At 52.6% G+C, this 18958-nt stretch carries 18 protein-coding genes and 1 pseudogene; 6 read left to right on the top strand and 13 right to left on the bottom strand.

The window, feature by feature from the left end:
• On the top strand, positions 1–230 hold a 230-nt coding region (locus tag GSQ81_RS17520; protein ID WP_158912323.1), incomplete at its 5' end, for a single-stranded DNA-binding protein.
• 358 nt (positions 231–588) lie between these two features.
• Here the strand turns inward: GSQ81_RS17520 and GSQ81_RS17515 are convergent.
• The 3 genes from GSQ81_RS17515 to GSQ81_RS17505 all read right to left on the bottom strand — a co-directional run bounded on the left by GSQ81_RS17515 (position 589) and on the right by GSQ81_RS17505 (position 2282).
• Positions 589–1425 carry an alpha/beta fold hydrolase gene (locus GSQ81_RS17515; RefSeq protein WP_254060317.1) on the bottom strand — a complete coding sequence of 279 codons (837 nt, stop codon included), beginning with the start codon at positions 1423–1425 and terminating at the stop codon, positions 589–591.
• Between the two features lie 198 nt (positions 1426–1623).
• Positions 1624–1953: a muconolactone Delta-isomerase family protein gene (locus GSQ81_RS17510; protein ID WP_158911911.1), complete on the bottom strand. Its 330-nt coding sequence runs from the start codon at positions 1951–1953 to the stop codon at positions 1624–1626.
• Positions 1954–2039: 86 nt separating this feature from the next.
• A complete protein-coding gene (locus GSQ81_RS17505; protein ID WP_158911910.1) occupies positions 2040–2282 on the bottom strand; it encodes a MarR family winged helix-turn-helix transcriptional regulator in 243 nt (80 codons plus the stop codon).
• Between the two features lie 291 nt (positions 2283–2573).
• On the opposite strand from GSQ81_RS17505, the gene GSQ81_RS17500 reads away from it, so the two are divergent.
• The 4 genes from GSQ81_RS17500 (at position 2574) to GSQ81_RS17485 (ending at position 5929) form a co-directional block, all read left to right on the top strand.
• Entirely contained in the window at positions 2574–3113 is a 540-nt protein-coding gene (locus GSQ81_RS17500; RefSeq protein ID WP_158911909.1) for a DUF302 domain-containing protein, read from the top strand.
• Positions 3114–3135: 22 nt separating this feature from the next.
• Positions 3136–4140, top strand: coding sequence for a zinc-binding dehydrogenase (locus GSQ81_RS17495; protein WP_158911908.1), 1005 nt, complete (start codon positions 3136–3138; stop codon positions 4138–4140).
• A gap of 24 nt (positions 4141–4164) precedes the next feature.
• A complete protein-coding gene (locus GSQ81_RS17490; RefSeq protein ID WP_158911907.1) occupies positions 4165–4941 on the top strand; it encodes a hypothetical protein in 777 nt (258 codons plus the stop codon).
• A 109-nt stretch (positions 4942–5050) separates the two neighbouring features.
• Complete coding sequence (locus GSQ81_RS17485) at positions 5051–5929, top strand: alpha/beta fold hydrolase (RefSeq protein WP_158911906.1); 879 nt, start codon at positions 5051–5053, stop codon at positions 5927–5929.
• Positions 5930–6758: 829 nt separating this feature from the next.
• Here the strand turns inward: GSQ81_RS17485 and GSQ81_RS17480 are convergent.
• The 4 genes from GSQ81_RS17480 to GSQ81_RS17465 all read right to left on the bottom strand — a co-directional run bounded on the left by GSQ81_RS17480 (position 6759) and on the right by GSQ81_RS17465 (position 10637).
• Complete coding sequence (locus GSQ81_RS17480; protein ID WP_158911905.1) at positions 6759–7520, bottom strand: SDR family oxidoreductase; 762 nt, start codon at positions 7518–7520, stop codon at positions 6759–6761.
• Positions 7521–7657: 137 nt separating this feature from the next.
• Positions 7658–8446: a hypothetical protein gene (locus GSQ81_RS17475; protein ID WP_158911904.1), complete on the bottom strand. Its 789-nt coding sequence runs from the start codon at positions 8444–8446 to the stop codon at positions 7658–7660.
• Between the two features lie 947 nt (positions 8447–9393).
• Positions 9394–9696, bottom strand: coding sequence for a hypothetical protein (locus GSQ81_RS17470; protein ID WP_158911903.1), 303 nt, complete (start codon positions 9694–9696; stop codon positions 9394–9396).
• 254 nt (positions 9697–9950) lie between these two features.
• The gene (locus tag GSQ81_RS17465) at positions 9951–10637 is read right to left on the bottom strand and encodes an ion channel (protein WP_158911902.1); all 687 of its coding nucleotides are present in this window, start codon (positions 10635–10637) and stop codon (positions 9951–9953) included.
• 141 nt (positions 10638–10778) lie between these two features.
• Between GSQ81_RS17465 and GSQ81_RS17460 the strand changes: the two genes are divergently transcribed.
• Positions 10779–11891 (top strand): toll/interleukin-1 receptor domain-containing protein, encoded by a 1113-nt coding sequence (locus GSQ81_RS17460; RefSeq protein ID WP_158911901.1) that lies wholly within the window; start codon positions 10779–10781, stop codon positions 11889–11891.
• Between the two features lie 754 nt (positions 11892–12645).
• On the opposite strand, the gene GSQ81_RS17455 is transcribed toward GSQ81_RS17460, so the two are convergent.
• The 6 genes and pseudogenes from GSQ81_RS17455 to GSQ81_RS17435 form a co-directional block, all read right to left on the bottom strand.
• Positions 12646–13572: a site-specific integrase gene (locus tag GSQ81_RS17455; protein ID WP_158911900.1), complete on the bottom strand. Its 927-nt coding sequence runs from the start codon at positions 13570–13572 to the stop codon at positions 12646–12648.
• Between the two features lie 111 nt (positions 13573–13683).
• Complete coding sequence (locus GSQ81_RS19870) at positions 13684–14187, bottom strand: PDDEXK nuclease domain-containing protein (protein ID WP_254060316.1); 504 nt, start codon at positions 14185–14187, stop codon at positions 13684–13686.
• Positions 14188–14299: 112 nt separating this feature from the next.
• Positions 14300–14743, bottom strand: a pseudogene (locus tag GSQ81_RS20130) (DUF1016 N-terminal domain-containing protein); the annotation flags it as partial.
• Between the two features lie 1394 nt (positions 14744–16137).
• Positions 16138–17058: a PIG-L family deacetylase gene (locus GSQ81_RS17445; protein ID WP_158911899.1), complete on the bottom strand. Its 921-nt coding sequence runs from the start codon at positions 17056–17058 to the stop codon at positions 16138–16140.
• A gap of 101 nt (positions 17059–17159) precedes the next feature.
• Complete coding sequence (locus GSQ81_RS17440; RefSeq protein WP_158911898.1) at positions 17160–18107, bottom strand: rhodanese-like domain-containing protein; 948 nt, start codon at positions 18105–18107, stop codon at positions 17160–17162.
• Positions 18108–18267: 160 nt separating this feature from the next.
• The gene (locus tag GSQ81_RS17435; protein ID WP_158911897.1) at positions 18268–18855 is read right to left on the bottom strand and encodes a sulfatase-like hydrolase/transferase; all 588 of its coding nucleotides are present in this window, start codon (positions 18853–18855) and stop codon (positions 18268–18270) included.
• Positions 18856–18958 lie beyond the last annotated feature (103 nt).

The raw sequence follows: 18958 nt of genomic DNA, 5'->3' as shown, positions 1-18958 counted from the left end.
CCGAATGGCATCGCGTCGATGCCTGGAGGAATCTCTCGAAGTTCGCCAAAACTCTCCAAAAGGGGCAGCTGGTTACCTTGGAAGGCATCCTCCGTTATCGCGAGGTGGAAGATGAGGTCAAGGGTGTCACCTTCAAGCACCGGATCGCCGAGATCCACGCCATCAGCATCAAGCGGCTCTCGAAGGTCGAGGCCGCAGATGATCCTTCGGACGGAGCCGACGACGAGTAATCGTCGCGAGCTCGGGTGGATGGAACGAATGTCGTTCCATTCACTCTTTTAGCGAGAGTGTTCGAGAATTGTCTACCGGTGTCATAAGAAAGGACACATTCGATGGATATAGAGTAGGCTCCTAACTTACAAAACTGTCGTTTCGATCATTCCTTGGTTTGAAGCAACGGTTTCACGATGATTCGTGCCGCATATGTGTTGCTTTTGGACTTGTTTGGCGTAAATATTTGAGAGATAAGTGGCGTAGGAGATGGCTCACGGCGGCCACGGATTAGGAAGCACAAACGAGCATCGCGTTCAGCAGTCCTCCGTGCACCTAAATTGAAAAAAACGTGGCCACTCTGGATTTGAAGCCTGATTAGATCAAGAGGCGTAACACAGCTTCGCCGACTGCATCGGGAGTTTCCCGATGCGGAAAATGGCCAATACCCTCCAGAACGACACGTTTATAGTGCCGCAGAAAATATTTTTCTTGATTTTCTGAAGCAGCGGGAAGGTCGCAAAAATCTGAGGCACCTTGGATCATGATAGTCGGAACTGAGATTGACTCACTGCTGTTGATTAGCGCTTGAAGTTCGTCGTAGCGGTGATCGATTACCTCGCCGTTCAAATACCTGGATCGATAGGCGTTCAAGGTGATTTCAGCCCAGTCCGGCTTTTCGAAATATCTGCTTGCAGCGGTAAAGTCTTCCTCGGTGAACCATCCGGAGGGGCTCCAGGTGTCCCACTGAACTCGAGCGAATCCAATCGGATCTCTTCGCACCGCCTCGGCTCCGCTATCTGTGCATTGGAAGAACTGATACCAGAATTGCTTTGACTGAGCGAAGCTTCCAAGGCGAAACTCTCCGCGAGGCTGGTATGCCAGTGCGAGGGCGGCCATCGCTCGAATACGTTCTGGAAATAGCGTTGCAAGTGTGTACGCGATACGTGCGCCCCAATCGTGTCCAACAACAGCGAACGATTTAATTCTCAATTTATTTGCGAGGTCGATCACATCCTGGGCCATGGCCACCGCTCCCGCAAACCTGGGAGTGGACTGGGATAGGAACTCAGTGGGATATGACCCGCGCAGATATGGGGTTATCGTTCTGAATCCCTCGCCCTGTAATCTTGAAGCGACATGCGTCCAGCCGACTGGTGCATCTGGCCACCCGTGCAACAGGAATACGGTCGATCCAGACACTGGCCCGGCCATTTCGAACGCAATATTCAATAGCTCCGTCTTCTCAAAGTGCACGATCAACAAACCTCAGATTTGAGATGCAGAATCAGTCATCTGGAGTGATATTTCGACTTCGACTCTTGTGCCGGCTTTCCGCGCGGATGGGGGAATTTATTGCCGGCATCGGCGTCACTAGCTGCTTCATGAACATCCTGTCCGATCAGGAAGCTTCTAAACGACTGATTGCGGCTCTAGGGGATGGGTATCCTTGAATCCAGATTTGCAATCCTCAAGAAAGCTTTCATAGGTCCGCAAAGCCCAGACTGCTTCCAATTCAAGGTATTCGCGGAGTGGCAAGCGAGCCATAAAATTGCGGTCCAGTTCGTCGGCATTCTCTATGTCGATGATTGCGATCACCCGGCGCTGCGCTGCGACCTTATACATTCCTATAACCTTGATGCGGCCTGCGACAGTTTCTTCTTCGGACTTTTGGAGATCGAAGACGTCATTCAGGGAGATCCGGCCTTCGATATTCCATCTCATTTGCAGGTAAAAAAGCATTCGTCACCTCATCACTTTGGATGCAGGCGGGCCTTCGATGTGGTGTTCAGTCCGATTTTTTGCAAAGGAAATGAGTTCGGTCGCCCCTAAACTGCGCAGTCTGCCAACCGATTCAGCTCGGTCAGGAGCGCCTTGTACTTCTTCTGTCCAAATTTGCCAATGACGGTGTGCTGCACTTCTTCCCAGCGTTTGTTTGCATCGGTCAGGAGTCGCTGTCCTTTCTTTGTCACAGTCGCTGTGCGGAATCGAGCGTGGCTCTCGCTTGTGGAGGCAATCCAGCCGTCTCGAATCATGGGAGCAATTGCGCGATAAAGTGACGTTCGGTCCATCTCCATCTCTTCAGCTACGCGGACCAAAGGTTCCCCGCTCCGCCGTGCGATACAGCGGAGAACAGCCAATTGCGTGATGTTTACGCCGGCTGGAGAGATGTTTGAGTCGTAAAATCGGCCCAATACTCGTGACAACTTCTTTACCGTCGTACAGGCGCAGGGGTTTATTTCCGATGGAAGTGATGTATACACATCACTATTGTATCGTAATTTATATATAGAAAAACATGATGTATATGCATCCAGATGACGCGATACCCCATCAGAAGGTGTGGATGGCGAAAGGATGATATGAACACAGCGAACCAAACTGCACACGAGTTCAGGGGAGTGCGACTCCAGATCGATAGCACCTTAGCATTCGACGAAGTGTTGCGCCGACTCCACGAGCAAGCCGGAGAATCTAGCGTCCCGCTCATCAATGAAGTTGCGGCCAATAGTGCTTCGTCAAAGGAATTTGACGCTGAGGTGACGAGGCGTTTCGTGGGCCCAAGCGGCTTCATGGTGTTTGCGCAGATCGAGCACAGCACTTGGATTGCGAAATACGGCATTAGCCAGCGTGTAGTGCGTATCATCTTTGGCAATCCACTATTTGCCATCACGATGATGCGCGAGGATATTTCTGCGGGATTGTTCGCTCCCGTGGAGATGTTGCTTGTCGAAAACACGTCAGGTTCAACGCTGTACTACGTTCGACCCTCCACTCTGATGGTCACTGTTGACAATCCTCCGCTACGCATGGCCGCCATAGAACTTGATCGCAAGCTCGAACAGTTGATCGCCGGCATCACAGGTCTTGCGGACGTGGCAATTTCTCAGGCATCCAAGTAACAAATCCATTTCAGGAGATCTCATGAAGGCGATATTTTTTGAGAAATTCGGGGCGCGCGATGTAATGCAGTTTGGCGATATGCCAGAACCCAAGCCCCAGGAGAAGGAGGTGCTCATCGAGGTAGAACGGTCGAGCGTGAATTATGTCGACATCCGGGAACGGCAAGGCACATATAACCGTCCGGAAACCCACGTCGGAGGAATTGAACTGCCGCATATCTCAGGCTTACAGGCGGTGGGTAAGGTAGTCAGCGCCGGTTCGGAGGAAGATCGGGGATTGATCGGCAAGAAAGTAGTGGCCTACACCCCGGGGGGTGGTAGCTATGCTCAAAAGGTCGTTGCTGAAACCAACCTATGCATCGAGATCCCTGACTCTGCCGATGCTGATCTCTTCGCTGCTCTGCCCAACCAAGGACTCACCGCATACCTGTTGTTGACGGCCTCCACGCAAATTCGCCCGGGAGACTCGGTACTGGTTCAGGGTGCTTCGGGAGGCGTGGGCAGCCTCGCAGTTCAGATTGCGAAGATTTTAGGTGCCGGCATTGTCCTGGGAACTGCGAGTACAAGCGAAAAGCTGGACTTCATTCGTGGCCTAGGCGCGGACGAAGCCATCGACTACACGCAAGAAGATTGGACAAAACATGTGCTGGAGAAGACGGGCGGACAGGGAGTGGATGTACTCCTTGAATCGATTGGCGGCGAGATCTTCGAACAGAACTTTGAGTGCCTCGCACCATTTGGCCGTTACATTATCTTCGGATCAACGCGTGGACCCGGGCAGCCGTTTGCTCCACGTCGGCTCATGCAGAAGTCTCAAACAATGACAGGTCTGTATCTTCCGGTCTTTCTGGCCAAGCCTGCGTTGATCCGGGCAGGGATGGAGTTTCTTGTGAAGGCCACGTTGGAAGAGAAGCTCCGTCCTTCAATAGCTCGTGTGCTTCCGCTGAGCCAGACAGCAGAAGCACATCGCCTGTTGGAAGATCGTGAGATCCAAGGGACCATACTCCTCGACACCACCCCTCTCTAAGATACCGCTCGCATCCAATGGCTGATGAAAGCAGAAGAGGAGCATCAAGTGATCGAACTTTTAAACCTAGCTCTTGACGCCAATGGAGGGCTCGACCGTTGGCGGAAAGTGACACGCTTAGATGTACGACTTAGGCTTTCCGGCTCTCTCTTTGAACTGAAAGGCTATCCCGATGGTCTTCGAGATGTTCATGTCATCATCGACCCGATTGCGCCTTCAGTTGAACTAGTTCCGTTTCCGCGAAATGGCACGCGGGGTCTGTTTGTCCCCTCTCAGGTATGGCTCCAGTCAGACGACGGTAAACGAAACGATGAGTTGCTCGATCCCAAACATGCATACGACGGGCACATCAGATCGACGCCATGGAATGATCTACAGTTCCTGTATTTCATCGCCTATGCTTTTTGGAACTACTTCACGATGCCGTTCTTTCTGATGAACAGTGGCATCGTATGTACGGAAGGGGCTGAGCACATCGAGAGTGGCGAGATCTGGCGAAGCATCAAGGCCGAATTTCCCGCCGATATCGACACGCATTCTAAGGAGCAGACGTTCTACTTTGACAATAAGGGCTTTCTACAGCGCCACGACTACTTTACCGACGTGGCAAAGGGAACCGTTGCTCACTATTGTCACGACTACCGCTGCTTCGATGGCTTTTGGTTCCCGACCCGAAGACGTGTTGTGAGTCGCAGAGATGACGGGACTACCGTCTTGTCGGGTTCTTCGACGGTTTTGATCGATATCGATTCAGTTATCATCTCCTCTTCTAGCGACGAGGAAACACTAAAGGGCAAATGAAATTGGTCAGAAAGATTTGCGTTATGGAAACGCTATGCGTTCATGCCGCCCGCAATAAATAGACGGGGTCATGCGCTCGCTCGAAAAATGCTGAAAGTACGGGAGAACAATGCCTCCAGAACTAGGAAAATCTTCGATTACGCATGGCATGGCCCAAATTGAACCGGGGCTACGATTGCACTACGTCTTGGCGGGCGAAGGAGAACGAACGATCGTTCTGCTGCATGGCTTTCCGCAGACATGGTGGGAGTGGCGTCACGTCATTCCGAACCTCGTTTCAGCGGGCTTTCGCGTCATCGCGCCGGACTATCGCGGGGCAGGAAACTCTTCACGTCCAGCGGGCGGATACGACAAACGTACTATGGCAGGGGATATTCATCGTTTGTTGAGAGAACATCTTCAAATCCAAGGCCCGGTTGCCCTGGTTGGGCATGATATTGGGCTCATGGTCGCTTACGCTTTTGCGGAGATGTTTCGTGATGAGGTGTCTCATCTTGTAGTGATGGATGCGCCTTTACCGGGGACATCGGTCTTCGACAAGCTTCGCGTCGATCCTCGTGTGTGGCATTTTGCCTTTCACGGCGCCCGCGATGTTCCCGAGATGCTCGTTGCGGCGCGAGAACGCCAGTACCTACAACTGTTCTATAACTCTCGCATCTTTGACCCTTCCGCAATCAGTGAGGATGATCTGGACATATACACGTCTGCCTATAGCGCTGTGGGAGCGATGCGAGCAGGTTTTGAACTCTACCGAGCCTTCGACCAGGACGGACTGGACAATCGATCGGCACTTGCACAGAACGGAAAGCTCCAAATCCCCGTTCTTGCCCTTTTCGGTGCAATAAGTAACACCAGTGTTGGCGTCGAAGTGATGATGCGTGAAGTTGCGGAGAACGTCAGAGGCCTTCAAATTTCACAAAGCGGACATTGGATTGCAGAAGAAAACCCTGAGGAACTTACAGAAGCTCTGGAGACATTTCTAAATTAATAGTCAACGTGTCGAGCCTGCGAACTCGGTCAAACGAGTTGCTTCCGCGGTAGGAGAAGGATCGGTTGTCATCTCAGATGTCCATCGCTATCTCGCTGATCGTCGCAACAGTTACACAGTACAGATCAATGATGCGTTCAAAACGCAAAAGCAGTAGCCGTTGTCCAACGCGCCACATTCACAATCCCGGTGAACCGATGTTGTTCACCCGATGGAGTGGTCAATGTATAGGTATCTGATTTGGCTTCTTCAGACAAATTCGGCCGCGTCGCCAGCCTGTTGCTTTGGGAGCTATCTGGCGTAAAGATTTGAGCGATAAGTGGCGTAAGAGACATCCAGGAGTGGCGTCCACAAAGGGACCGCCTAGACGAGCGTCCTCCGCTTCACCTATGGAATGAGGTGCTTGAGGGAGACAATCTAAGAACGCCGGCCGGCAACCCGAGATGCGTCTGAGGCCGATCTACGCCAAAGAGCGCCCAAAGACTTACGCCACATACCTACCCAAGCTATACTCAGTGTCTCGCTAAAACATCGGCCTGAGTTGCGGGAGGGGTCTCCTCCCGCGCTAGGACGGCTTTGCGTTCTCCGCTTCCCACCTCGGCGGCCTGTTCCTGCCGCAACGCGACCCTGAAATTCATGTGTGCTGACGCACGCACATAAGGAAGACAAGCCTCGCTAAGGGGGTGAGTGTACCGGGACATGCGTTACGCTGTGGACCTGAGACATCCGTTACAAGCCCCTTGCGGCGGCCGAGATTTCGAGTTGAGGGGGTACGAGAAACCTGAGGAACCGGTGACCGATCATCTGATACGACGACCGGCTCAGTCACTTAATCGTGCATGCCGGCGAACATGTCGAGGAACTCCTGGTACTTGCCATCCTTCTCGGCAGTGCGCAGAGGTTTCACTCTCTCGACGAGAATCTCTCCCTTTTCGATGGTGTTGCTTTCCAGAATCTGCACAACCTCCGTGGTGAAATCCTTGAGAGGCATCGCACGCGAATCGCTCGCCTGCTGCGGACCGCCGAGCTCTGTTTGTACGTAAGGCGGCGCGAGCTCCAGCACTTCAACGCTGGTCTTCCGCAGTTGCACACGAAGCGCATCAAGCCAGTTGTGCATGAAAGCCTTGGTCGCGCTGTAAACCGGACCTGGCGGGTAGGGAACGAACGCCAGCCCTGAGGTGGTCACGATCAGCGTGGAGTGTGGCTGAGCACGCAATGTGGGGAGCAAAGCAGCCGATAATTGCACGACGCCGGTGATGTTGGTCTGAATCGTGCTGTAAGCGCGCGTCAGGTCGATAGAATCCGCCGTATAGTCCTCGTGGCCAGCAATGCCTGCGTTGTTGACCAGAACATTCAGTTCAGGAAACTGGCTCTTCACAGACTCGGCGAATGTTGCGATGGCCGCAGGATCACTCAGGTCCACGGCGATACCGACCATTCCGGGATTGCGGCCTGTGACCTCGTCAAGCAACGCCTGCCGTCGTCCAGCGATGATGACCTTGTTTCCTTTGCCGTGCAGCGCCTCAGCAAGAGCGCGGCCGATGCCGCTGGTTCCTCCGGTTACGAGGATTGTGTTGCCTGAAATGTTCATTGTTGCTCCTTGCCGCATTGGATGCATCACGGTGCAGATTGGACGTTACTTCTTGCTGGGAGCGGTCAGTCCCTATAAACGCGTTTATCGTTACTTGCCTATATTTATGAATCGCATCGCAGCAATCCACCGCTACATCACACGAAAACGCGAATCTTTCCGCCTTCTTCTGCCTTCCGGACTTGCCTGCGGGTCTGCTCGTCCAGAGCTTCCTCAATAACGAGGGATTCGAGAATGAGCTTTTCCTCTCCATGAAGTAAACAGCCAGTTCGGGTTTCGTCATACCGATGTTTTCCCAAGGTGATGTGAAACGTTATCCCCGGAATACTAAACGCATAGACACGCCCGACCAGTCCTTTTGCTCTGAGATACATGCTGTGCGATGTCTGAGTGAGGGGTGAGGTGTTCCGGACGATAACGTGTATGGATACATCCTGCGGCGGAGGTCCGCCTAGGAGGTATTCACGAATCGATTCTTCGTAGGGGCCAAGACGGATCGGTCTCTCACGCTCATGAATGAAGATCGATCGCCAAAGCATTGACAAGGCAAAGTAGACCAACTGCTGATGGGGAACAGCTGTGTCGGTCGCATCGTAATATCGCGTTCGCCCATCGCTCTTCTGGAGCCGATCGCGGATCATGTCCATCAACGGGAAGCTCCCGTCGGTTTTTAGACTGATTCTTGCAACGTGTCTTTCGCCAAGCCCGTTAAAGCGCTCGTTCTCGCACATCCTGCACAGCAGATGACGCCAATTTTGCCGCTGTGTCTGCTCAACGCCCTCACGGGTGATATGAATTGGATTCTTGTTAAGTGCGTTGTTCTCGTCGCGAAGTGCCTTATAGACAAACCGAGGGAACTCCAAATGGGACCGGCAGAGGAGAACGTTCTCGGTTTGACACAAAGGGCATGTTCCGACGACTGGCATTCTTAATCTCCAGATAACCGTATAACGCGTGTCAACTCGGTCTGTGAAAACCAGTTTATCCTGTTTGGGAAGGGGGCCAACTCGGAATTTGTGCGCCTACGAGGTTGAATTGGTCCCGATAAATGGGATGAGCAGGTCCTCCGCAGGGGGAGCAGACTGCTCCCATGAAGAAGCCAGCGCAACACCTCATTGCTGAAGTTCCATACAGGCAGGCCAAGGTTGAGATGACGATTGGCATCGACCTTGGCGATGTCTGGAGCCATTACTGAAAACCGCTGTCTTCGAGATTGCCTCAAATCAAAATGACAGTAGGCAGAACAGCAACACAGGACACAGCGTCCAAGAAGGAAAGGGGGAGTTCATGTCGAAATACATTACGATTGGTTACGGTGACGAAGCTGGCTACGCAAAGACTCCGGAAAATTTACGTTCCTCTGCCCATGCACACGACAGGAAACTGCGTGAGTTTCGTCAGCAGTGATTGCGTACAAACGAGCAGAAAACGTACACGCTTCAATGTTGGCGGACCCTCCGGATAGCATCAGGTCGTCGCCATCGCTGTCGATTGAAGTGTCGCTGATATGGACAACGCCGTTTCTACCTCAGCAGGATAGCTTTAACGAATCAAGATACGGCTGACACACTCGTGGCAGAGCGGGGCGCAATTGTTGAAATAGATAGCAGCGAAATTCATGCCACTCCAGGCGGGACGAACAGTTGCAGACCGATTGCAGTCACGAGTGTTGAACTAAACAATTCCGGCCTTCTTGACGTCGGCGGAGATGGCGCTTATGACAAGAACCTGTTCTTAATCTCATCTGGGGGGTCAATTCTGGTAACACGAGGACGATATGGCGTAAATGTTTGCAGACTATTTGGCGGGAGCTCCTCACCAGCGCGTCTGGCGCGCCTTAGCGTACATAAATTTCCGTTTCTTGAGGTGTCCCCTAATTAACGCGGCTCAGGTGGTTCTGGCTTCCGCCTAACTTATCCAATCTGAATTCGATAAATGGGAGAAACAGATCGATATTGGTGAGCTTTCCCGCCGCTTTCTCAGCCAGAATCCGCTTGTAGCCATCTAAAAGCATGTAGTCATTGATCCCAATGACCTTAAATTCCGGCGGAAGATTAGCCAGTTCATTCAGGAACTGTGGCCACGGATCAGTTCCGTCGTAGTGATGAATCAACGATGCGGGGGTGTGGACGTGTAAATCCCATTTGCGCCAGACTGAGCCTTTCGGGTCGTTCATTTTGGTCGGTCGTCCTTAACTAAGGTTTTTTACTGCCATTTATGCAATGCACGATTATCGTGTCAAAGGATTCCGCTAAGGGCATCAGTTCATATAGAAACAAACCCTCCACTCTACTCCGGGGGATCATATCGCGATACGCGTAAGCGATCAGGGCACAAAGCACCTCCAACAGACCGGCGTAAGGAAAGCCGTCAAATGCGTCGCCGTGAGCCTAGCTATTACGAATGCCAGCGAGGCTTGGCTTCCGGGTACTAGGGGACTACGGGGAGCATGGAAAGATATCGAGTAATGAACAGTGCTATGAGTGCCAGGCCTGAACCGCCCTGAAGCCACACCACCGGACGAAGCCAGCCCGTAGGAGCAAGATCACCGAAGCCGATGGTCAGTTGAGTGACGATGCTGAGATGAAGAGCTCGTTCCAAAACTCCCAGGCTGCCAGTCTCCCACCCGATGGTTGTGCTGGTCTGGGCGATCAATTTGTTGTCAAAACAGTAAATGCACGCAAAACTCACGAGCAACTCGATGTAGTTGAGAATGCCAAGAAGGATGACGCGGGTTGGTGTCGTCGACACGTACCGTTTTTGGTTTTGTCCGAGTCGTACAGCTTGATCGAAGGGATCGAAGATGCACATCTTGATATCGGCTGCAACCACGTCCACGATTCGCCAAGAGACGAGTAGCATCGCAGTCCACTTCAAAGCTGCGCCAGCGCTTGACGCCTCCAGCAGAAGTGCCAGACACTCCAGCGATAAACACCCAAATACGAAAGTATCGACCCATTTTGCTCGGCGTTCCGACGCAGCAAAGTCAGATGAAGAACTCGACTGAGGAAGCTCGGCTTTGGGGAGGATAAGACGCCCACCTGACGAGCAGAATGAGACCACCCAACGTACTGCGGGCGTGATCCAGCCGCGAACGACAATTGGTGAGTCAGGCAAGGGCGCCGTATCCTCTATAATTTCGGATGCGTTCTTCGAGCGGATATCCTACCATGCCAGAAGTTCATGACGCATTACGCGCCATTATCCGAGAAGCTCGCTTTAGTGTTCGACCAGATCGGTGGAGGGGACTGAGATTTCATGCGCCTAAAGATTTTCGTCAGCTGGTCTCAAAAACGAAGCCAGGTGTTGGGTCAGGCACTCGTTGATTGGATACCTCTGGTACTGCCTAATGTGAACTTCTGGATGTCCGCAGATGACATCCCTATTGGGACGCCTTGGTATAGCTCCATTGGGACATCACTGCTTCAGTGTAGGTTTGGGGTGGTCTGTGTCACTCCTGAGAATGCCGATTCAGCTTGGCTCTCATTTGAAGCGGGTGTCATTCTGGGCGCGATGCGAGACACCGCGAAGATCTGTCCTTTGTTCCTCGGCGTTCCCGAACTGTTAGGTCCGCTTCAGCAATTTCAGGGAACAGATACCAGCAAAGCAGGTATCCGCAAGCTCATCACCACCCTGAACTCGGCCGTGGGTAAAGGCGCCGACCCAATCAAATATGTGGATGACAGATTCGATAAATACTGGCCGAAGCTTCGACTTGAAATCAAGAAAATCGAAGAAACGCCGCTAGGTGCGGTAGCGATTCCGTCTGTGTTGAAGGCATTCGCAAGGAAGCAAGACGAGTTTTCTAAGCCTGTCTGGTTGACCACCGTGCACTTCGAAAAAGGATTTGAGAGTCACGCCCTTTATGAGGCGGCCAGTTCCATAGCGAAGAAGCGCCTTCTCATTTTTGGCCGAAAAAATCGGAAGCTTTTCGATAAAGATCACTTAGATTTCCTCGTGTCATTGCCGGACCGGATCAAGAAAGGCTTCGAATTTCGCTGCCTGTTTCTTGATCCCGATGCGGATCCTCACGTTATCTCTTCGGCACATCAAGATATTGATTTTGGAGAGCAACTCCGACTTTCCATAGAGCATGCCTGGGAGATACTCAGCAAGGCCGGCTTGGACCCTGATGCACACTGCCGCACGTACTCGGTGCAGCGCTCATTTCGAGGTTTGATTCTTGATGATGCCGTGTTGCATAGTCATATCCGCTATCAGGGTTCGGTGAAGCCGCTGCCCTTTACGAAGAGTTCGTTCTCAGTCGACAGCGTGGGATCACATGCGGGGAAGGATTTCTTGGACGAATTCAGCTGCCTTTGGGAAACCGGACACCCAATTTCCAAAGCCCTTCGCACGACACGTCCTTGAATCCTTCCGGTTACCGTTTGGGAAGAACCAAGCAAGTTCCATGGCCATGCCTGTCATTTTCAGAGTTATTTGGCGTAGTCTTTCAGAGCTATTTGGCGTAAGTTTTGGCATTTCGTTCTGACCTTGATCGAACGAGCCTTAAGTAGAAAGCCTGCATCTGTCGTGCGCAATCATAGACTTAAGCGATGAACAGCCACTATCGCAATTTTGCGCTTGCCACCTCAAATCACGCGTTACGCCAAATAGTGTTGTTTTGCAAATTATATGGCGTAAATGTTTGCAGACTATTTGGCGTGAGCTCCCCACCAGCGCGTCTGGCTTAATTCTCCAATTTGCCTATTTAAGCCACTATAAATGAGCAACTTATACCAAGTCACATTCGTTTCTCTCGCGATAAAAGATAGCGGCAAAGGTATCCTACTGCCACTTGCCCCGGAAATGCGCCATTTACCGCGCAAAACTTACGCCATATAAAAGAGCGAAGCTACACTCAGGCACCTAGTGACGGAGCGACAAATACTGGCACAATCGCTACGCCAGATAATTCCTCAAGCTACATTGTAGAGGTGGATGAGGTTCCGCCAAAGTTATTACTCAGAATGGCTGAAAAGGACTGCCCAAGCAAGCAAAAACGACATTCTAGCCTGTCCCGCTGATCTCGGTTGCGATATCGGATATCGCAACTATATCGCAGCCATTATGAAGCGACTGCAGAAGGGTATATGGCTGGCGTCAAACGCAGTTATCTTCACCACTAGAGCCCAAGATTATCATTGACCGCGATCTCTATATCCTGCTCCGAACCAAGATAGCGTTCGGTGGTCTGAATCGATGAATGACCGAGCAGGAATTTGATCTGCTCCAGATCCCCACCGCTTTTTCTACAGAGCTTGGCGCAGGTTCGGCGGAGGTCGTGAGCGCCGAAATGCTCAATCCCAATTTGCTTCGATGACTGTTCAACTACCGACCAGATAGCCCAGTCTCCCAATTCTTCACCAACGATCTTTCCCGATTTCGAAAGCCGACGAAGCAGTCTGCCCTTCTCTATCTTCGCGGCCGAAATCCAGGCATCGATTCCCTGCTTTACCCAGATTGGTACCGCTACCGTTCGGATGCGTCCGCCTTTGCCGCGGAGATCGATGATCACCCACCTTCGTTCCCGAAGCTGAATATCATCGATGTTAAGCGTTGCTAACTCCCGCCGGCGCAGAGCGCAGCCCACCAGGAGCGCGATGATGACGTAGTCCCGCTTTCCCTTGAGCTTAGAGCGATCGGGTACCGTCAGAAGCTCCTTCGCCTGTTCGCGGGTGAGCCAGTTACCCAGCCGAGTTCCCTTCTGCGGGACATTGGGAACGTCCGTGAGATTAGTGGCTTCTTCGAGACCTATCATCCCATTGCGCTGCGCTTCGCCGACCAGCTTCCGTATTGCTGACAGGCGAACGTTGACGGTCGATGGAGAGAGATGGTCCATAGTCGTCCGGTACTCCATCAGTAGCGCACGCGAGAGAGGTCGGCTGGCACAGAAGGCAAACAGATCATCGAGCGCTTTCGCGTAGTTGCGCTTGGAGTGGATGGATTTTACAGAGTCGAGAACCATCTTCCGCAAAATAGTCTGGGCTGGCGTGAGGGCGAAAGGTGGCTCTATGGGCGGCATTTCAACTTGAACCAGAGAAGTACTCATTGCCTGCCGACCTCTCTATCACTCGCGAGACGCCCATTGTGCAACAAGCTGCTGCACAATGGGCGCCACGACGTGGCAACAATTCGATTTTCGGCAATCATCGAGACGCAACTATTCATCCCGCTCCTCCTGCCGCAGCTTTTCCATCTCTGAGCGGAGTTTTGCGACCACTTCCTGCAGATCCTCCACCGTCGGAAGTTCATCCCGGACCGGCGCCGGCAGTTCTCTGGTCACCCGGTAGGTGGATACGCCGATCGGCTTCGCTATGTCGCGGAGAGCATATTCGGCCACGGCGCTGTTGTGTGTCTCACAGAGAAGCAGACCGATGGTCGCGGCATCCGGCCCGTTGCGGAACAGATCGTCCACCGCAGACAGGTAGAAGTTGAGTTTGCCCGCCCATTCGGGTTTGAACTTTCCCGTCTTCAACTCGATCACGAAGTAACAGTGCAGCCGAAGATGATAGAAGAGCAGATCAATATAGAAGGTCTCACCGCCAATCTCCAACGGCACCTGGCTGCCGACGAAGGAGAATCCGCGGCCCAGCTCCAATAGAAGGTCGCGAAGATGTTTGAGGAGCCCGCGCTCGAGCTCCCGTTCTTTCGCGGTGGAACTCAGGGTAAGAAACTCGAACGAATAGGGATCTTTGAATCTGCTGGGTAAGGTCGGAATCCGGCTCCGGCAGGGTCCGAGCGAAGTTGGTCAGAGCCTTCCCTTCCCTCTCCCGCAGCTGTGTTGAAATCTGGTGAGTCAGCACATTTCGGCTCCAGCCATACTCGATGGAGGCGCGTAGATACCAGTCTCGGCTCTGCCCATCCTTGAGCCGGTCGAGCAGGACCATATGGTGACCCCAAGGCAATTTTGCAGCAAGCTGCAAAATTTTGGAATCGGGCCAGGCTTCGGCAAAGGAACGCATGTAGCGAAGATTGCGGAGACTGAAGCCCTCCACCCCCGGAAACTCCGTCCCGAGATCCTTCGCCAGCCGGTCTACCACCTTTGTTCCCCACCCCTCAGCCGCAAAGCGGGAGGAGAGGTCTTGCCCAATGGACCAGTAGAGTAGGATGGTCTCCTGATTAAGGGTCAGAGCGGCGCGCAACTGCGCAGCTCGAATTCTGACCTTCAACTCTTCCAGGAGTGCCGGGTAACCGGAGGGCAGAGCGGTTAGTTCAGCCACAACGTACTCCAGACGGTATTTTTCCGATAAAGGGGGGGAGCTGGGTTTGTCTACACGGCATCCGATGTCTCCTGTGGCGTTCCTTGGGTCGCAGCACCTAATTTTGCAGCAATTGCTGCAAAATTGACAGTTTCAGGCTAGCACAGAGATCGCCAACGACAAGTGACATTGTCGTAGGCATTATTTATTGAAAATAAATAACTTGCGCCTTTGGATTGCCGTGTAATATGTCACCGATTACGATTGATTTAGGGGCGACCCGCTCCTCTCATAAAGATCGGGCATGCGGCAAAGTGGCGACTGAGCTGGAACTCAACGACGACCGTTATGCGGCTATAATACGGTCGAAACCAGCCTAATTATGAAACCAGACGAGATTCCCTGAGCATTGGAAAATGCACCTCTAAGCTCACATAGCGTCCGCCGAGCGAGCGGCTTCCTAAATCGCGCTGCTCTTTATCAATGGGCTAGCATGATGCTTTTATCTGTGGGTCACACCGATGCCGCTTCCATTTCGCTGTCCCGAGCCCTATACGTCAAAATCAAGGGCTTAACTCGTGGGAGCAATGACTCAGGTTTTGGGAGCAATAAGGGAGCAATAAGCTGTTCCAAGGGCGCTTTTGGGGCTTACGGGGCGACGGAGGCCTCCAAAAGTCATTAACTTACAATTCATCTGAGAAATGGCATGGAAGAGGTCATCGGTTCGATCCCGATCAGGTCCACCAACAACCCCTTTATCTACAGACAATTACTGACACCGGCGAATCGCCGGAGAACCTTCCGAGGGTGCTGAAGTTTTTGGATTTTCAGCGGCAGCGCCAATTCAACGACTTTCAGGCTCGCTTTTCGCTTTTGTTGATCGACGGCGCGGGTGTAAATATCTTGCGAGTTTTTGATTCGTTCGATAGAGATCGGCCACGCCGATACACCCTTGGCGTGGAATCTCGTCTCAATTCGCTCCGGTTGGATTGAGATAATATTCCTTCGCCTGCTGTGGCTGGATGCTGCCCTCGGTTCTTTCTGACCGACGGGATTCGGACCGGGATCGGGACCTTCGTCACTGAAGCACAAATGAAAAGGGATCCATCGTGTTCTGCATTCTGTCCCGGTCCATCTCTCCACCTAAAGTTTTGGAGAGTTGGAATCCCAACTTGGTTGGGGGGACATTTTGGGCGGGCAATGAATGTTCGTCAGCTTCCTCTTTCGTCCTACACGTTCGCTGTACCGCACCTCGCGTCCGGGCCACCTTTGCGGAGCATCTACGCCCCAGGTGCGGCGTCCACGGAATGTGCGGATTTCATGCAGCTAAGATAGCCCTCACGGATCTGAACTCGCGATTGACTGCATTATGTAAAAGCCCGTTGTAAGGGAGCATTTCGAGAACATATAGGATACTAACCCGGAGCCAGATGCTGAAATAGTAATGATGTAGCACTCAACGTCAGGGGAGAATCGTCAAGGTGTACCCAGATGAATTCCTTTGCGTCTTTGTTATGCATTGTTTGAAGAAGGCCCTGCGATTTATGTTCCGTGATCATCCAACTGACGATGACTTGAAAAGTCAAAGCGTCGTGAAACCCGAAGTGGGTATTTCTGTCGAAAGCAAAGGCATATCCTGGTTCCCATCCTTTAGCTTCCACAAATCCAGCAGCGGGCACATATTCGCTCGAATCTGTGTCGAAGCCTAGTACGACCGGACGGAGATCTACTGGTAAGGATTCAACCGCGCGCTCCGCGAGCGCAGTGGCCGCCTGGTGATGCCCATGCGTGGTAGAACGCGGCAAGATCGTAAAGACATACTGATAGTGCTGTCCTCTGATGAGATCTGCGATTGTTTGTTGAATGTATGTGGAGTCCCAAAGATGTTTAAGCCCTGAGTCCCGATCGGTTGTAAAGGCTTGATCTTTCTGTTCAAGGAAGAAATGATCCCGGATCCCCAGTATCTTCCCTGCTCTTAGAGTCTCTTCTCGGCGGATCGCCGGGAGCTCTCTTCGCCCCGACTCTTCGGTTGTCAAAGTCTCACCATAAAAAGGTTCTGCCAATGTGGAATAGTGAAATCCTCCCTCTCCGTTGGTTATCACTAGTTCATCGACGGTACCTTTCAACTGCACCGCCATCCTATAAACCGTCGCTGCAAAGTAGTATTCGTCATCAGGATGCGCGACGACAATGAGAGTCTTGCCAGGTGGTTGCGCGTAGGTCAATGCAGACAAGAGAAAGATAAATGACATCGTCAACGGGAGTGTTCTCTGCCCGATTGAGAAGGCCTTCCGACCTAGATCAGTCTTGCTGTCAATATTTACTGGTTTCGCCATAAATACTCTCTAGTTCTGGTGGACTTCCGTAACTTAGACACCGCAAATAATCGAATCAAAAATGATCCGTCTCCAGGATGTAGCGCATCACGGGCCCAGTTCTAGGAAACCTTGGTTGGCGGCACAATCGGTAGACCGGTTCCTCGCCATGCATGAAATCCACCAACGATGTCCGTCGCGCGCCAAAGTCCGAGATACTGCAGAGCTGCTGCCGCCAAGCTTGAGGTATAGCCTTCGGAACAGAACACAATCACCTGGATATCATGATCGGTCGCGAGCGGTAGCCGCGAGCTGGATGTCGGGTCGAACCGCCATTCGAGCACGTTACGCTCGACGATCAACGCGCCTGGAATACTACCCTCGATCGCACGCTGGCTGTCCGGACGGATATCGACGAGGATCGCCTTTGTCTTTGATACCGCCTCGTAGACTTCATCCGGCGATAGTCGTCTCAGCCGGGCACGTGCCCCTGAAAGCATTTGTTCAATGCTCCGGACACCGGTTAGATTTGCAAGTTTCTGCGCGTGCCATTCCTGATCGAGCGTCTCCGCCCGCTCAGGCGCTCGTTCGCGCGGAACCAGTTGATTCCCATCCAGCTCATACTCGTTCATATCGGTGAGCGGGGGCGAATATGCGTGAATGCTCACGGCCGGCGCGAGGGAGACATTACGAACGTCATGCGCGTAATCGGGACCGAATGCGCGCGGCTGGCCCGGAGGTATCACAAAGGGGTGCTCACCAGGACGATGCTCCTCAAGAACACCGGTCGCAACGATGAAGGCTCCGGAGGATTCACCGTGATCGTGGAATCCGGTGGATTGCCCGGGCAGCCAGCTGATCACCCAGATGTCGTGATCCGGGCCGTGATACAGCCGCTCATACCAGCGATGTTTGGTGCGAAGCCGCACTCGATCCGTCCATTGATCCGAGGATGCGAACTGCACGACGATGTTGGCGAGTTCCTCAGGCGTTCTCGAGCCCGCGCCGGATTGGCTCTTTGCTTCTATCCATGTGCTGCTGGCGTTACTTACTTCTGTTACAAGTTGCATAGGATCTCTCCAGAGCCGAACCGTCGCAAACAAGCCCACGCACGGATGTTGGTTTGTAGACGGAGGCTACCGAACAAACGATGGAGGATTTCGGATGAGCTTTGGAGAAGTCGTTTCAGGAATATCTGAGAATGTCGCGGCTCACCCGAGGAGGGGCTGGTCACAGCGACAACAAAGAAGAGGAAACGTCATATTTTGACGTTAACATGGACTGAAGAACCGGGTCAACGTTTGAGCATTGGTCGAGGAAGAACGCATCATCAAAACCGACCTCACATGGACCCGGTTTGATTTCACCATTCCAATCGATCTTTCCGTCACCTAGACCAAGATGCCACTTCCCGACCAGACCTCTCGCATAACCGGCAGACTTCAATACCGATGCAACTGTCGCTCGATTAGTATCAAGCAATAACTTTTCATCTCCGGGTAATATCTGGACACCATCTTGTCTCCACGCGTAACTGCCGGTGAGCATGGCATAGCGTGAAGGCGTGCATGTGGCAGAATCCGAATGTGCTCGGGTAAAACGCAAACCTGCCGCAGCCATTGAATCAATGTTCGGCGTGTGGACATGAGTTGCGCCATAGCTGGAGATATCACCATAGCCCACATCATCGGAAAGAATCACAACGATGTTAGGTTTCTTCTGCGCTACCGGTAGTGCTAGGGCGGATAAGTCACCCAGCACAACAGTGGCACTTCCAGCAGCGAGTCGCTGAAGAAAGAGGCGGCGGTCTATGGGCATGTCATCCTCCGGATAGTTTTAGAGAGCTTTGACGTGGTCTCTGATGGTGGCACTTCAGCCCGCGCGCCTGAGACAGTAGCCGCCCCAGCGGAGGCGGCTGCTG

The sequence above is a fragment of the Granulicella sp. L56 genome (genome assembly GCF_009765835.1).
Taxonomy (GTDB): Bacteria; Acidobacteriota; Terriglobia; order Terriglobales; family Acidobacteriaceae; genus Edaphobacter.
Note: the sequence above shows the minus strand (reverse complement) of the source record. Positions and strands in the feature narration are given on the sequence as shown.